The 15,547-nt window shown below is 75.6% G+C and carries 11 protein-coding genes; 10 read left to right on the top strand and 1 reads right to left on the bottom strand.

Features of this window, described 5'->3' with window-relative positions; genetic code table 11:
• Positions 1 to 34 precede the first annotated feature (34 nt).
• The 10 genes from CRP51_RS15520 (at position 35) to scpA (ending at position 12,899) form a co-directional block, all read left to right on the top strand.
• A complete protein-coding gene (locus tag CRP51_RS15520; protein ID WP_170970569.1) occupies positions 35 to 1,129 on the top strand; it encodes an SCO2322-related protein in 1,095 nt (364 codons plus the stop codon).
• Positions 1,126 to 2,244 (top strand): CbiQ family ECF transporter T component, encoded by a 1,119-nt coding sequence (locus CRP51_RS15515; protein WP_097231794.1) that lies wholly within the window; start codon positions 1,126 to 1,128, stop codon positions 2,242 to 2,244. The genes CRP51_RS15520 and CRP51_RS15515 overlap by 4 nt, the downstream gene beginning before the upstream one ends.
• Positions 2,241 to 3,863: an ABC transporter ATP-binding protein gene (locus CRP51_RS15510; RefSeq protein WP_097231793.1), complete on the top strand. Its 1,623-nt coding sequence runs from the start codon at positions 2,241 to 2,243 to the stop codon at positions 3,861 to 3,863. The genes CRP51_RS15515 and CRP51_RS15510 overlap by 4 nt, the downstream gene beginning before the upstream one ends.
• Entirely contained in the window at positions 3,860 to 4,792 is a 933-nt protein-coding gene (locus tag CRP51_RS15505) for an ECF transporter S component (protein WP_245880602.1), read from the top strand. Before CRP51_RS15510 ends, CRP51_RS15505 begins: the two co-directional genes overlap by 4 nt.
• Positions 4,789 to 6,258 (top strand): prenyltransferase/squalene oxidase repeat-containing protein, encoded by a 1,470-nt coding sequence (locus tag CRP51_RS15500; protein WP_097231791.1) that lies wholly within the window; start codon positions 4,789 to 4,791, stop codon positions 6,256 to 6,258. The genes CRP51_RS15505 and CRP51_RS15500 overlap by 4 nt, the downstream gene beginning before the upstream one ends.
• 64 nt (positions 6,259 to 6,322) lie before the next feature.
• On the top strand, positions 6,323 to 6,820 hold the full coding sequence (locus CRP51_RS15495) for a DUF4430 domain-containing protein (RefSeq protein ID WP_097231790.1): 498 nt from the start codon (positions 6,323 to 6,325) through the stop codon (positions 6,818 to 6,820).
• A 253-nt stretch (positions 6,821 to 7,073) separates the two neighbouring features.
• Positions 7,074 to 8,084: a non-homologous end-joining DNA ligase gene (gene ligD / locus CRP51_RS15490; RefSeq protein WP_245880601.1), complete on the top strand. Its 1,011-nt coding sequence runs from the start codon at positions 7,074 to 7,076 to the stop codon at positions 8,082 to 8,084.
• Between the two features lie 33 nt (positions 8,085 to 8,117).
• Positions 8,118 to 8,735, top strand: coding sequence for a nucleoside/nucleotide kinase family protein (locus CRP51_RS15485; protein WP_097231914.1), 618 nt, complete (start codon positions 8,118 to 8,120; stop codon positions 8,733 to 8,735).
• A 103-nt stretch (positions 8,736 to 8,838) separates the two neighbouring features.
• A complete protein-coding gene (locus CRP51_RS15480) occupies positions 8,839 to 10,707 on the top strand; it encodes a methylmalonyl-CoA mutase family protein (protein WP_439333170.1) in 1,869 nt (622 codons plus the stop codon).
• Positions 10,707 to 12,899: a methylmalonyl-CoA mutase gene (gene scpA / locus CRP51_RS15475; protein ID WP_097231789.1), complete on the top strand. Its 2,193-nt coding sequence runs from the start codon at positions 10,707 to 10,709 to the stop codon at positions 12,897 to 12,899. The genes CRP51_RS15480 and scpA overlap by 1 nt, the downstream gene beginning before the upstream one ends.
• Before the next feature lie 596 nt (positions 12,900 to 13,495).
• Here the strand turns inward: scpA and CRP51_RS15470 are convergent.
• On the bottom strand, positions 13,496 to 15,520 hold the full coding sequence (locus tag CRP51_RS15470; RefSeq protein ID WP_099459314.1) for a glycoside hydrolase family 31 protein: 2,025 nt from the start codon (positions 15,518 to 15,520) through the stop codon (positions 13,496 to 13,498).
• Between the last annotated feature and the right edge of the window lie 27 nt (positions 15,521 to 15,547).

Genomic DNA, 15,547 nt, shown 5'->3' with positions numbered 1-15,547 from the left:
CGTGCCTCGGGCCTGGGAAAGGTCAGGTCCCTCGATGGCACGCCGCCCGGTCGGCGCGGCCGCGCTCGGTGCGCTGCTGGCGCTGCTGGCCGCCCTGTTGGCCCCGCTCTCCCCCGCCTCCGCCGCCTCCCCCGGGCTGGCCAGGCCGGCCGCCGGCTCCCCCGGTTTCTGCCCGGACGCCTCGGGGGTGACCGTGGTCGTCGACTTCCGCGAGCTGGGCGGCGGCCGGGTGGTGCGCTGCGCGCACGGACCGCAGGCGGACGGGCTGGCGGCGCTGCGCAACGCGGGCTTCACGGTGGCCGGGACCAACCGCTGGGGCGACGCGTTCATCTGCCGGATCAACGGCCGCCCCGGCGTGGACAGCGAGCCGTGCGTGGACACCCCGCCGTCGACCGCCTACTGGTCGTACTGGCACGCGGGCAACGGCGAGAACTGGACCTACAGCCAGCGCGGCGCGACCTACCGCACCCCGCCGGAGGGCAGCTTCGACGGCTGGTCGTTCTCGTTGAACCAGGAGGAGGGCACGGCCCCTGCCCCGGGGCTGGCCGCGCAGCGGCCCTCGGACGGCGGGGGCTCGGGCGACTCCGGCGGCCAGGGCGGGAGCCCCGGCGGCGGCGACGGCGGTGCGGGCGGCGACGCGAACTCCGGTTCCGACCAGGGCGGTTCGGCCCCCGGTGGCCCGGGGGGCGCGGGCGGCGACAGCGGCGCCTCCGGCTCGGGCGCGGACCCCGGCGACCGGCCGGACGGCCCCGGCGCCGCCACGGCGGGGGAAGAGGGCGACAGCGGGACCCCCGACGGCCAGGACGCGGCGGAGGAAGAGGAGCACGACGCGGAGGGCGAGGAGGAGCCGGCCGAGGAGCCGGACGAGGACACCGACGACGGGCGGGACGCCGAGGCGGCGCCGATGCCGACCGAGGACGCCGAATGGAGCGGCGCCGACGAGGAGTTCGAGGAGGAGTCGGCCGCGCGCGACGACTCCGGCGGCCCCTCCGCCGGCACCGTCGCCACCCTGGGCCTGCTGGTGGCGCTGCTGGGCGCCGGCGGCCTGACCGCGTGGCGGCGCCGCCGCGCCACCGCCGTCGCCGGGGCAAGCGCCCCGGACGACGAGCGACCGGCCGATGAACGGTGACGGCGACCGTGCCGGGCGTCCGGCGCGGCACCGGGCCGCTGCCCCGGGCGCTGCACCCGGGCGCCTGGTGGCTGTGGGCGCTCTGTCTGGCCGTGGTCGCCAGCCGCACCACCAACCCGCTGCTGCTGGCCTGCCTGATCGCGGTCGCCGGGCTGGTGGTGGCGCGCCGCAGGGGGGACGCGCCGTGGGCGCTGTCGTTCCGGATGTATCTGGTCTTCGGCGCGGTGATCGTGGTGGTGCGGGTCCTCTTCCGCATCGTCTTCGGCGGCGGGGGCGGCGAGACGGTGCTGGTGACCCTGCCGGAGATCCCGCTGCCCGACGTGGCCGCCGGCATCCGGCTGCTGGGCCCGGTGGCGGCCGAGGAGGTGCTCGGTGGGGCGTATGACGGACTGCGGCTGGCGGCCATGGTGATATGCGTGGGCGCGGCCAACGCGCTGGCCAACCCGAAGCGGCTGCTGAAGACGCTGCCGGGCGCGCTGCACGAGATCGGCACCTCCGTGGTGGTGGCGCTGAGCGTGGCGCCCCAACTGGTCGAGAGCGTCGGCCGGGTGCGCCGCGCGCGGCGGCTGCGCGGCGGCGTCGGCAAGGGGCGGCGCGCGGTGCGCGGCATCCTGATCCCGGTGCTGGAGGACGCGTTGAGCCGTTCACTGGCGCTGGCCGCCGCGATGTCCTCGCGCGGCTACGGGCGGACCGGCGCGGTGGCCGGCGGGCGGCGCGCGCTGGTCGGGACGCTGGTGATCGGCGGGCTGCTGGGGGTGTGCGCGGGGCTCTACGGGCTGCTGGACGGCTCGGCGCCGGCGGCCCTGGGGCTGCCGCTGCTGCTGGGCGGGCTGGCCGTCGCGGTGGCCGGCCTGGCGGCCGGCGGGCGGCGGGTGCGGCGCACCGGCTACCGGCCCGACCGCTGGCGTGGCGCCGAACTCCTCACCGTGGGCAGCGGGTTGGCCGCCGCGCTGGTGATGCATCTGGCGACCGAGATCGATCCCACCGACATCTACCCGTCGTTGACGCCGCTGAGCTGGCCCGAGGTCTCGGCGCTGCCGCTGGCGGCGATCCTGCTGGGGCTGCTGCCCGGCTATCTCACCCCGCCCCCGCCCAGCTCGGAGGTGCCGGCGTGATCGACTTCGACGAGGTCACCTTCCACTACCCGGACGCCACCCGCCCCGCCCTGCGCGACGTGCGGCTGCACCTGCCCGAGGGCGAGCTGTGTCTGGTCGCCGGGCGCACCGGCGTGGGCAAGTCCACGCTGCTGGGCGCGGTCAACGGGCTGGTGCCCCGGTTCACCGGCGGCCGGCTGGCGGGGCGGGTCACCGTGGCCGGCCAGTCGACGGAGGAACGCCCGCCGCAGGAGTTCGCCTCGCTCGTCGGCGTGGTGGGCCAGGACCCGCTCGCCGGCTTTGTCACCGACACGGTCGAGGAGGAACTCGCCTACGCGATGGAGCAGTTGGCCGTGCCGCCCGAGGTGATGCGCAAGCGGGTCGAGGAGACTTTGGACCTGCTGGGCATCGCCGAGCTGCGGCACCGCGCGCTGCGGACGCTCTCCGGAGGTCAGCAGCAGCGGGTCGCGATCGGCTCGGTGTTCACCACCCATCCGCAGGTGCTGGTGCTGGACGAGCCGACCTCCGCGCTGGACCCCACGGCCGCCGAGGAGGTGCTGGCCGCCGTGCTGCGGCTGGTGCACGACCTGGGCACCACGGTGGTGATCGCCGAGCACCGGATGGAGCGGGTGCTCCAGTACGCCGACCGGCTGCTGTATCTGCCGGGCGACGGCACGGTCCGCGACGGCGCCCCACGGGAGCTGCTGCCGGAGATGGAAGTCGCGCCGCCCGTCGTGGAGTTGGGCCGGGTCGCCGGGTGGAGCCCGCCGCCGCTCTCGGTGCGGGACGCGCGGCGGCACGCGCCCGCTCTGCGCCGCCGGCTCGCCGAGCGTCCGCCGCCCCCGCCCGCCGCGCGGCCCGCCGCGCCGGCGGCGCTGGCGGCGAGGGGCGTCAGCGTCGCCTACGGCCGCAAGGTCGCGGTACGCGAGGTGGACCTGGACCTCTTCGGAGGCGAGGTGACGGCGCTGATGGGGCGGAACGGCGCCGGCAAGTCCTCGCTGCTGTGGGCGCTCCAGGGCTCGGGCCCGCGCCGCGCGGGCACGCTGAGCGTCGCGGGCGAGGACCCGGGCGAGCGGGAGCCCGCCGAGGCCAGGGAGTTGGTCGGTCTCGTCCCGCAGAGCGCCGCCGACCTGCTCTATCTCCAGACGGTCGCGGCCGAGTGCGCGCAGGCGGACGCCGAGTCGTCCGCCGCGCCGGGCCGTTGCCGCGCCCTGCTGGAGCGGATGGCGCCCGGAGTCGAGGACGCGGCCCACCCGCGCGACCTCTCCGAGGGGCAGCGGCTCGCCCTGGTTCTCGCGATCCAACTCACCTGCCAGCCGAGGGTGTTGCTGTTGGACGAGCCGACCAGGGGGCTGGACTACGACGCCAAGCGGGCGTTCGGCGCCCTGGTGCGCGAACTGACCGCGGACGGAGACCGGACGGTGATGATCGCCACCCACGACGTGGAGTTCGTCGCCGCCACCGCGGACCGGGTGGTGGTGCTGGCCGAAGGCGACCTGGTGGCGGACGGCCCGACGGCCGAAGTGGTCTGCTCCTCCCCCTCGTTCGCACCCCAGGTCGCCAAGGTGCTGCGGCCCGAGCCATGGCTGACGGTCGATCAGGTACGAGGGGCGTTGAACGGTACGGGGGTGGTGTCGTGAGTCACCTCGAACTCCCGGGCCACGCCACGGCGTTGCGGGTCGGCCCGCGCGCCGCACTGGTACTGGGACTGGCCAGCCTGATCGGGCTCGCCATGTTCTGCTGGCCGCTGCTGGTGCCGCCCGACCCGCAGCCGGTGGCCCACGCCGACCAGGCGCCGCTGCTCTTCGTGCTGCTGCTGCCGGTGATCCTCGCCGTGGTGCTGGCGGAGATCTCCGAGGGCGGCATCGACCCCAAGACCCTGGCGCTGCTGGGGGTGTTGGCGGCGGTCAACGCGGCGCTGCGTCCGCTGGGCGCCGGCACGGCCGGCATCGAGACGGTCTTCTTCCTGCTGGTGCTCGCCGGGAGGGTCTTCGGGCCCGGCTTCGGCTTCGCCCTGGGCACCGTCTCGCTCTTCGCCTCCGCGCTGCTGACCGCCGGCGTCGGCCCCTGGCTGCCGTTCCAGATGATGGCCGCCGGCTGGGTCGGCCTGGGCGCCGGGCTGCTGCCCCGCCGGGTGACCGGCCGTGCCGAGATCGTGCTGCTCGCCGGCTACGGGGTGGTCAGCGCCTATGCCTTCGGCTTCTTCATGAACCTGTGGTTCTGGCCGTTCGCCGTGGACGACGGCACCCAGCTGTCGATGGACCCCGAGGCCGGTCCGCTGACCAACCTCCGCACCTTCGCCCTCTACACGCTCGCCACCTCCAGCCTCGGCTGGGACACCGGCCGGGCGCTGACCAACGCGGCGGCGATCGCTGTGCTGGGCCCGGCGGTCCTGGTGACGCTGCGCCGGGCCGCGCGGCGCGCCGCGTTCGACGCGCCCGTCTCGTTCACCCCGCCGGAGGCCGCCCGGGGGCCAGCCCCCGCGCGCACCCCGAAGACCGCCCGCCGGGCGGTCCCCGACCAGGCACCGAGTACCGCATCCCCGCAGAAGGAAAGTGAACACCGATGACCCACACCGTCGTTGACCAGGACACCGGGAGCCGGCGCGGGAGACCGTGGCACCGCGCGGCGGCGCTCGCCTCCGGTGCCGTGCTGGCCGGCTCGCTGCTGGCGCCCGTCGCCGCCGTGGCCGACGCGCCGCCCGAGCTGGACACCCCCGCCGAGGCCGCGGCCGCCTGGTCGGTGGAGCAGCTCACCGACGGCACCCACGCCTCGGAGGACCACGGGCTGACCGCCGACCTGGTGATGGGCTTCGCCGCGAGCGGCACCGCCGGCGACGCGGCCGACCGCGCCACCGACTGGCTCGCCGCCCACGCCAGCGCCTACGCCCGGCGCGGCGGCGCCGACGCGGTCAACGCGGGCGGCACCGCGAAGCTGGCGCTGGTCGCCTCCATCCAGCACCGCGACCCGGGCGACTTCGGCGGCCTGGACCTGACCGGGATGCTGCTGGCACGGATGAACGAGGACGGCCGCTTCACCGACGCGGCGCCCACCGGTGACATGTCCAACCAGTTCAGCCAGTCCCTCGCGGTGCTCGCGCTGCGCCGCAGCGGCGAACTCCCCGACCTGGCCGTCGACTTCCTGGCCTCGACCCGCTGCGAGACCGGCGGCTTCCCGCTGTCGCTGAGCCGCGCCCCGGACCGCTGCACCGCCGACACCGACTCCACCGGCATGGCCGTGCAGGCCCTGGTGGACGCCGGCCAGGGCGCCGAGGCGGAGCCCGCGCTGGACTGGCTGGAGGGCCAGCAGCAGGAGAACGGCGGCTTCGGCTACAACACCAGCAGCGCGCCCAACTCCAACTCCACCGCGCTGGCCGTGCAGGCCCTGCTCGCCGGCGGTCGCGACCAGGCGGCGGCCGACGGCCTGGCCTGGCTGCGCACCCTCCAGGCCGGCTGCGCCGCGCCCGCCGAGGACCGGGGCGGCGTCGGCTACATGGACCCGGTCATCGACGGCATGGCGCTGCGCGCCACCGCCCAGGTCATACCGGCGCTCGCCGAGGTGCCGCTGGGCGAGATCGACGGCGCCGGCACCTCCCCGGCGCCCGGCGTGATCGACTGCGCCCCCGACGACGGCTCCGGCGGCGGCACCCAGGGTGCGGCCGAGGGCTCGGACGGCGGCGCGGACGCCGGCGGCCCCTCGGGCGGTGACTCCGGCGGCGACTCCGGCGGCGACTCCGGCGGTGCCGACACGGGCGCGGACGGCGGCGCCGGCGGCGACGCGGACGGCGACCTGCCCCCGGGCGGCGACCCCAACGAGCCGGGCCCGGCGTCCACCTCGGGCGACCTCTCGGACGGCGGCAGCACGTTCGGCGACTCCGACGGCTCCGACGGCGGCCTCGCCACCGGCGGCTCCACCGGCGGCAACCTGGCGAGCACCGGCACCTCGGCGCTGCCGCTGGTCGGCTGGGCCGCCGCGCTGCTGGCGGCCGGGGCCGCGCTGTGGGCGGTGGCCCGCCACCGCCGCCGCGCGGACTGAACCGCCGCGCCCACCAAGCCACTTCCGCCCCGTTCCACACCTTCCGCTCATGAGGAGATCAGCCATGTCCCGTTCCCACACCGCCCACAGACGCACGCTCGCCGTCACCGCCGCCCTGGGCCTGGCCCTGCTGGCGGCGGCCCCCGCCGCCCAGGCCGGCGGCGGGGTGTCGGCCGCGGCGGAGATCACCGTCTCGCTGACGGTCACCGGCCCGGACGGCGTCCTCTTCGACGGCGACGTCGCCACCGACGGCCATGTGGTCAACCCGGCCACCGGCGGCGCCCAGCTCTGCGACGGCACCAACAACGGCGCCCACGCCACCCCCGGAGCGACGCCGACGGCGGCGCTCGACGACGCGGCGGCGGCGAACGGCTTCGACTGGGACGGCGTCTGGTACACGTCGTTCGACGACTACCTGGTGACCACGATCGACGGCCAGAGCCAGACCGCGGACGATTTCTGGCTGATCTCCGTCAACGGAACGGCGACCCCGGTCGGCGGCTGCCAGTTCCAGCTCGACGCCGGCGACCAGGTGGACTTCGCCTGGACCCCCGTCGGCTGACCACCCGCCCGGACCAGCCAGTCCCGTAGTCGACCACGCGCCCCACGCACCGCAGCCGTTCCCCGCACCCCCGCACCGCCCACCGACCGCGAAGGGGCGCGGGGAACGGCGCGAGCAACCGGCCACCGGGCCGAGGAGAACCACCGACCAGGACCTCCCCGCGCGAACAGCCACCCACCGGGCGCACGCCGACACCCCGCCCCGGCCGGCAAGGCTGGTGGTCGAGGGGCCGCCGGCCGCGTGTACTGGGGCGGTGACCAAGGAAACCGAGCCGCCCCCCGCCGTCCCCGACGCCGTCGCGCCGATGCTCGCGGTCGACGGCCGGCCGCCGACCGGCGCCCGGTGGGCCTACGAGTGGAAGTGGGACGGCTACCGCTGCTGCCTGCGGGTGGCGGCCGACGGACAGACGCGGCTGACCAGCCGCAACGGCAACGACCTCACCCCGACCTACCCCGAGCTCGCCCAGGCGGGCCCCGGCCCGCTGGCCGGCCGCAGCGCCGTGCTCGACGGGGAGATCGTGGCGCTCGGCCCCGGCGGCGGCCCCGACTTCGGCCGGCTGCAACGCCGCCACCAGCGACGCCACCCGGGCCGCGCGCTGCTGGCCGAGGTGCCGGTGGTCTTCTTCGCGTTCGACCTGCTCATGCTGGACGGCGAGCGGCTGCTGGACCTGCCCTACCGCCGGCGCCGCGCGGCCCTGGAGGCGCTGCCGACCGACCCCTCGGGGCGGATCGCGGTGCCGCCCTCGCACCCCGGCGCGGAGGCCGACCCCGAGGCGCTGCTGCGGGTGGCCGAGGCGCACGGGCTGGAGGGGCTGATGGCCAAGCGGCTCGACTCGCCCTACCAGCCGGGCCGCCGCTCCCCGCGCTGGGTGAAGACGCCGCTGGTGCGCACGATCGAGGTGGTCGTCGGCGGCTGGCAGCCGGGGTCGGGTCATCGCGCGGGAACCGTCGGGTCACTGCTGGTCGGCGCGTTCGACGAGGACGGGAGGCTGCGTTACGTCGGTCACGTCGGCAGCGGCTTCAGCGAGGCGGTGCTGGCCGATCTGGACCTCAGGCTGGCGGGGCTTTCCAGGGCGGACAGCCCGTTCGCCGAGCGGCTGCCGACCGCGCGGACACGGGTCGCGCGCTGGGTGGAGCCCCGGCTGGTCGGGGAGGTGGCCTTCCGTGCCTGGACGCGCGAGGGGCGGCTGCGGCAGCCCTCGTGGCGCGGGGCGCGCCCCGACCGCGACCCGGCCGCCGCGAGGCTGCCCGACCGGCCGTACTGACGCGCGAACGGTCATTAACTTAGGCTGATGGCCATGCATTCCACCGCACTGGCCGAGGAGGCCCTGGCCCTGGTACCGGAGCGCGGCCGGGCCGTGCTCGGCCTGGCCGGCCCGCCGGCCGCGGGGAAGTCGACGCTGGCCAGGTCGCTGGTGGCGGCGCTCGGCGAGGTGGCGGCCTATGTGCCGTTGGACGGCTTCCATCTCTCCAACGCCCAACTCGACCGGCTCGGGCTGCGCTCCCGCAAGGGCTCGGAGCCGAGCTTCGACGCGTTCGGCTACGCGGCACTGCTGGCCAGGCTGGTGGCGGCGGCCGGCAGGGAGGCGGTCTACGTGCCGGACTTCGACCGGACGCTGGACGAGCCGGTGGCCGCCCGCCATGTGGTGCCGGCGGGGGCGCGGCTGGTGGTGACCGAGGGGAACTACCTGGCGCTGGACGCCCCCGGCTGGCGCGAGGCGCGGACGTGGATGGACCGGCTGTGGTACGTGGACGCGCCGGAGGCGGAGCGCGACGCGCGGCTGGTGGACCGCCACCGCCGCCACGGCCGTTCGGCGTCGGCGACCCGCGCCTGGATCGACGCCAACGACCTGCCCAACTCCCTGCTCGTGGCGACCTCGCGAGCCCGCTGTGATCGCGTGGTGCCTCCGCCCTGACCGTTCCACGATGCCGTTCGGCTACCGTTCAGCCGCCGCTCCCGCGCGGGGAACGGCCCTGCCTCTCGTTCCCACCCCACCCTTCGAGCGGAAGCGCGTGACGATGGAGCTGACCGTACCCTCCGAGGACGACCTGACCCTGGCCGCGGGCTTCCCCGCCGGTGACCGCGAGCGGTGGCGTTCCCTCGCGGCCGGGGTGCTGAAGAAGGCCGGCGCCGGTGAACTCTCCGGTGAGGAGGCCGAGTCGAGACTCTCGACGCGGCTGGAGGAGGGCGTGCGCACGCTGCCGCTGTACACGGCGGAGAACGCGCCCGCGGGCGGGGCCGGCTTCCCCGGCGCCGCGCCCTTCCTGCGCGGGGGGCGGCCCGAGGGGCAGCTGATGGGCGGCTGGGAGATCAGGCAGCACCACGTGGAGCCGGTGGCGGCGCGGTTGAACGAGGCGCTCCGCACCGATCTGGAGCTGGGCGTGGCGGCGCTGTGGGTGGCGGTCGGCGCGGGCGGGGTGCCGGTGGCGGAGCTGCCCGAGGCGCTGGACGGGGTGCTGCTCGACCTGGCGCCGGTGGTGCTGGACGCGGGCGCGGGGTACGCCGAGGCGGCGCGCGCGTTCCTGGCGTTGCTCGACGCGCGCGGGGTGGCGCCCGAGGCGGCGCTGGGGGTGCTGGGCGCCGACCCGTTGGGGGTGTGGGCCCGCACGGGCGAGCGCGTGGCGTCGGACGACGCGGTGGCGCTGGCCGTGGAGTGCGCGCGCGGGTATCCGGGGGTGCGGGCGCTGGTCGTGGACGGCACCCCGTTCCACGAGGCGGGCGGCTCGGCCGGGCAGGAGCTGGGGTGCGCGCTGGCGGTCGGGGTGGCGTACGTGCGGGCGCTGGTGGACGGCGGGCTGTCCGTCGAGGAGGCGCTGGGGCAGTTGGAGTTCCGCTACGCGGTGGACGCGGACCAGTTCCTGGGGATCGCGAAGCTGCGGGCGGCCCGGTGGCTGTGGGGCCGGGTGGCCGAGGTGTGCGGCGCCGGCGGCGAGGCGGGGGCGCAGCGGCAGCACGCGGTGACCTCGCGGGTGATGATGGCGCGGCGCGACCCGTGGGTGAACATGCTGCGCACGACGGTGGCCGGGCTGGCGGCCGGGGTGGGCGGCGCGGACGCGGTGACGGTGCTGCCGTTCGACGAGGGGCTGGGGCTCTCCGACCCGTTCGCGCGGCGGATCGCGCGGAACACGTCGGTGATCCTGGTGGAGGAGTCGCACCTGGGCCGGGTGGTCGATCCGGCGGGCGGCTCCTGGTATGTGGAGTCGCTGACGCGGGAGTTGGCCGAGGCGGGCTGGTCCTGGTTCCGGGAGATCGAGGCGGCCGGCGGGATGGCGGCCGCGCTGGGCTCGGGGCTGGTGGAGGAGCGGATCGCCGGCACCTGGCGGGAGCGGTCGCGGCGGCTGGCGACCCGGCGGGAGCCGGTCACCGGTGTCAGCGAGTTCCCCCTGCTGGACGAGGAGCCGGTGGTGCGGAAGCCCGCCCCGGCGCGGGCGGGCGGCGGGCTGCCCTCGGTGCGGCGGGACGACGCGTTCGAGGCGCTGCGGGCGCGTTCGGACGCGCATCTGGCGGCGACGGGGCGGCGCCCCCGGGTCTTCCTCGCCACGTTGGGGCCGGTCGCGGCGCACACCGGGCGGGCGACGTTCGCGGCCAACCTGTTCCAGGCCGGCGGGATCGAGCCGGTACGCCCCGAGGGGCCGGTCGAGGCCGGGACGGTGGCCGGGGTCTTCGCCGACAGCGGGGCCTCGGTGGCGTGTCTGTGCGGGGCCGACGCCGGTTACGCGGAGGACGCGGCGGAGGTCGCCGGCGCGCTGGCGGCGGCCGGCGCGCGGCGGGTCTACCTGGCCGGGCGGCTGCCGGAACGGCCGGACGGCGTCGACGAGTTGGTCTTCGCCGGCGGGGATGCCGTGGCGGTGCTCCAGACGGCGCTGGAAACGATGGGAGTGGCGTGATGATCGAGATCCCCGACTTCTCCACCGTCGAGTTGGGTGACCCGCCACCGGCGGGCCCCGGGCAGGGCGAGGTGTGGGCGGCGGCCGTCAAGGAGCGGACCGGGCACGCGGTGAGCGACCTGACCTGGCACACCCCCGAGGGCATCGACGTCCGCCCGCTGTACACGGACGAGGACCTGGCGGGCCTGGACTTCCTGGAGACCTATCCGGGCACGGCCCCGTTCCTGCGCGGCCCGTACCCGACGATGTACGTCAACCAGCCGTGGACGATCCGCCAGTACGCCGGCTTCTCCACGGCCCAGGAGTCCAACGCCTTCTACCGGCGCAACCTGGCCGCCGGCCAGAAGGGCCTGTCCGTCGCGTTCGACCTGCCGACCCACCGCGGCTACGACTCCGACCACCCCCGTGTGACGGGCGACGTGGGCATGGCCGGGGTGGCGATCGACTCGATCCTCGACATGCGGCAGCTCTTCGACGGCATCCCGCTGGACCGCATGTCGGTGTCGATGACCATGAACGGCGCGGTGCTGCCGGTGCTGGCGCTGTACATCGTGGCCGCCGAGGAGCAGGGCGTGCCCCGGGAGAAGCTGGCGGGGACCATCCAGAACGACATCCTCAAGGAGTTCATGGTCCGCAACACCTACATCTACCCGCCGGGCCCCTCGATGCGGATCATCTCCGACATCTTCGCGTTCACCTCCCGGAACATGCCGCGCTACAACTCGATCTCCATCTCCGGGTACCACATCCAGGAGGCGGGGGCCACGGCCGACCTGGAGCTGGCGTACACGCTGGCCGACGGGGTCGAGTACCTGCGCGCCGGGCAGGCCGCGGGTCTGGGCGTGGACACGTTCGCGCCGCGGCTGTCGTTCTTCTGGGGCATCGGCATGAACTTCTTCATGGAGATCGCCAAGCTCCGCGCCGCCCGGCTGCTGTGGGCCAGGCTGGTCGACCAGTTCGGTCCCGAGAACCCCAAGTCCCTGTCGCTGCGGACCCATTCGCAGACCTCGGGGTGGTCGTTGACCGCGCAGGACGTCTTCAACAACGTCACCCGCACGTGTGTGGAGGCGATGGCCGCCACCCAGGGCCACACCCAGTCGCTGCACACCAACGCCCTCGACGAGGCGCTGGCGCTGCCCACCGACTTCTCCGCGCGCATCGCCCGCAACACGCAGATCCTGCTGCAGCAGGAGTCGGGCACCACCCGGGTCATCGACCCGTGGGGCGGCTCGGCCTACGTGGAACGCCTCACCGCCGACCTGGCGCGCCGCGCCTGGGGCCACATCCGGGAGATCGAGCAGGCCGGCGGCATGGCCAGGGCGATCGACGCCGGCATCCCGAAGATGCGCGTCGAGGAGGCCGCGGCCCGCACGCAGGCGCGCATCGACTCCGGGCGGCAGCCCGTCATCGGCGTCAACAAGTACCAGGTCGCCGAGGACCAGGCCATCGACGTGCTCAAGGTCGACAACACCTCGGTGCGCGCCCAACAGGTGGAGAAGCTGCGCCGGTTGCGCGCCGACCGCGACGAGGCCGCCTGCCAGGACGCCCTGCGCGCCCTCACCCGCGCCGCCGAGGGCGACGGCAACCTGCTGGAGCACGCCGTCGCGGCCGCCCGCGCGCACGCCTCCGTCGGCGAGATCTCCGACGCCCTGGAGCGGGTGTACGGCCGGCACACCGGTGATGTCCGTACGATCTCCGGGGTGTACCGACACGAGGCAGGAGCCTCCTCCGCCATCGAGACCGCGCGCGCCCGGGTCGACGCCTTCGCCGAGGCCGAGGGGCGCCGCCCGCGCATCCTGATCGCCAAGATGGGCCAGGACGGCCACGACCGGGGCCAGAAGGTCATCGCGACGGCCTTCGCCGACCTCGGCTTCGACGTCGACGTCGGCCCGCTCTTCCAGACCCCGGCCGAGGTCGCCCGGCAGGCCGTCGAGGCCGACACCCACCTCGTCGGGGTCTCCTCGCTCGCCGCCGGCCACCTCACGCTGGTGCCGGCGCTGCGCGAGGAGCTGGACGCGGCCGGCCGTGACGACATCGGCATCGTCGTCGGCGGGGTGATCCCGCCGGCCGACGTCCCCGCCCTCCACGAGGCGGGCGCCGTCGCGGTCTTCCCTCCGGGAACGGTCATCCCGGAGGCGGCGCTGCGGCTGCTGGATCACCTGTCGGAGACGCTGGGCCACGAAGTGGCCTAGCGGCCGGCCGCCCACCTCGCCGGTGCCACCCGCGGTTCCCGCGCCCCCAAGCCGCCCACCGGCGTGAAAGGGGCGCGGGGAACTGCGCGAGCAACCACCCACCGGGGCGAGGACGACCACCCACCCAGGCCAGCAAGGCCAGTAGTCGACCAACCCCCGCCACCCAGCACCCGCGCAGTTCCCCGCGCCCCCAACAAGCCGCCCACCGACGCAACAGGGGCGCGAGGAACCGCGCGAGCAACCACCCACCGGAGCGAGGACGACAACCCACCCCGGCCGGCAAGGCCAGTAGTCGACCAACCCCCGCCACCCACGCACCGCGCAGTTCCCCGCGCCCCCAAACCGCCCACCGACGTCGAAGGGGCGCGAGGAACTGCGCGAGCAACCCACCACCGGGGCAAGGACGACAACCCACCCAACCAGCCAGGACCGCAGTCGACCAACCCCCGCCACCCAGCACCCGCGCAGTCCCCCGCGCCCCCAAACCGCCCACCGACGCAGCAGGGGCGCGAGGAACCGCGCGAGCAACCACCCACCGGGGCGAGGACGACCACCCACACAAGCCACGCACGTGAGTGGTCGGCCAGCCCCGTCCGTCAGGACAGCACCGCCCCGGGTCCGCGCTCCGCGCGGACGTACGCGGGGAACTGCTCGATGTCGCAGCGCACTTCGCGCCAGCCGGGCCCGGTCAGCGTCGGGCAGCCGACCAGCCCGGTCCACTCCCCCTCCGGCACCCACAGCCGCCGCGCGCCGCCCGGTTCGAGCAGCGGCGCGACCAGCACGTCGCTGCCCAGCAGATACTGGTCCCAGGCGTCCCGCGCTGCCCGGTCGCCCGGAAACGCCAACGGCATCGGCCACACCAACGGCAGCCCGCCGACGGCCGACTCGGCGGAGGCCACCAGATAGCGCCGCATCCGCTTCCGCAGCCGGCAGGCCGCGATCGCGGCGGACGCGAACGGCTCGGGGTAGGCGATCGGTTCGCGCCGCCCCACCCCGTGGAAGCGGGTCAGCGCGGAGAACGCCGCCCACTGCGCCCAGCGCGCGTACAGCTCCGGGTCCACGTCGGTCTCCACCGCGTCCGGTGTCATCGTCGCCCGCAGTTCCTCGGCCCGGTGGTAGGACGCGGGCGTCCAGTAGCCGCCCGCGTCATGCGTGACGACCGAGCATCCGCTGAGCGCCATGGACAGCACGGCGCGCAGCGTGGAGACCATTCCCGACCAGGTGGAGGGCAGATCCCCGGCCCAGTGTGCCGGGTCGCGCTGCGAACCCGCCGTCCCCGAGCGGGAGATCGCGACGAAGTCGCCGCCCCGTGCCCTGCGGCCCGCCTCGTGCACCGTGTCCTGATAGATCAGCCCGTAGGTGTTGTGCCAGTCGGCGCCCAGGTAGCCGGCGGCGAAGACGGCGTCGTCGGGGATCTCCTCGCCGAAGTCGGCGAGCACCGCCGCGTTGTGCTCGGTGCGCAGCGTGGCGGCCAGCCGTTCGCACCACCACTCGCGCGCCTCCGGATGGGTGAAGTCGATCAGTGAGGCGCTGGCCTTGTCGGCGACGGCCACCGGCTCGCCGCGCGCGTCGCGCACCAGATGGCCCCGGGCGGCGAGCTCCCGGCCCAGCGGGCTCTCCCGCCGCACATAGGGGTTGATCCACAGGCTGAGGCGCACCCCGCGTTCCGCCAGCCGCCGTGCCCAGCCCTCGGGGAAGCGGGAGCGGTCGGCCTCCGTCGACCACGTGGGATCGTCCAGCACCCGCTGGTCCAGCCACTCGTCGACATGGACCACGTCCACCGGGCAGTCCGCTCGGCGCAGCGCGTCGACCGTCTCCACCACCTCGTCCGCCGTGAAGTACGAGCTGCGGCTCATCCACACCCCGAACGCCCACTCGGGCAGGGTGCGCGGCCGGCCGGTGAGCGCCAGATAGCGGGCGAGCACGGTGGGCGCGTCGCCGGCGATCAGGAAGAGGTCCAGGTCCTCGCCGTCGATCCGCAGCAGCAGCGCCTCCGAGTGGGTGGCGCCGATGTCGGCCACCACCTGGGCGCCCGTGGGGGCGAAGAGACCCCAGCCGGCGTCGGACCACAGCAGCGGGATGTTGAGATAGGCCGAGTCCCGGCCGCCGTCCCGGTTCTGCTCGGTGTTGCGCAGTTGGCGCCGCCGCCCGCGCAGGTTGATGCCCTGGTAGCTCTCGCCGCCGCCGTAGACCGCCGCGTCCGGCGCCAGCCGCACGGTCTCCAGCCATCCGGCCGGCTGCCCGTCGGTCGCCGGCCGGTAGCCCGCGGGGTGCGGAAGGGTGTCGGCCTCCGGCGAGGCGAACCGGGCGAACGTGCCGAACCGCAGCCCCTGCACCACCCCGTCCGCGACCCCGGCGTCCCAGTGGGCCCGCACCTCGGGGCCGCTGATCTCCACGCCGTCCGGCGTCCGGGTGAGGGTGGCCGGGTGCTCCTCCAGCGGGACCAGCATGGGGCTGTCGTCGCTCCGCCTCCCGGTGCCGGTCCCGGCCGAGCGCAGCCGCAGCACGCCGGGCACCGGGACGGTCGGCACGACGCGCACGGATCGTCCGGAGCCGAGCGTCACCAGCAGCTCGCTGCCGTCGGCCGAGGGCTCGGCCGCGACGAAGGGGTCCACATCCATCGGGGCCGCTCCTCGCTGCACGGATCG

Origin of the sequence: Streptomyces zhaozhouensis (assembly GCF_900230195.1) — a bacterium.
Classification (GTDB): domain Bacteria; phylum Actinomycetota; class Actinomycetes; order Streptomycetales; family Streptomycetaceae; genus Streptomyces; species Streptomyces zhaozhouensis.
The sequence above is the reverse complement of the archived record's forward strand: the minus strand, read 5'-3'. Positions and strand labels throughout refer to the sequence as shown.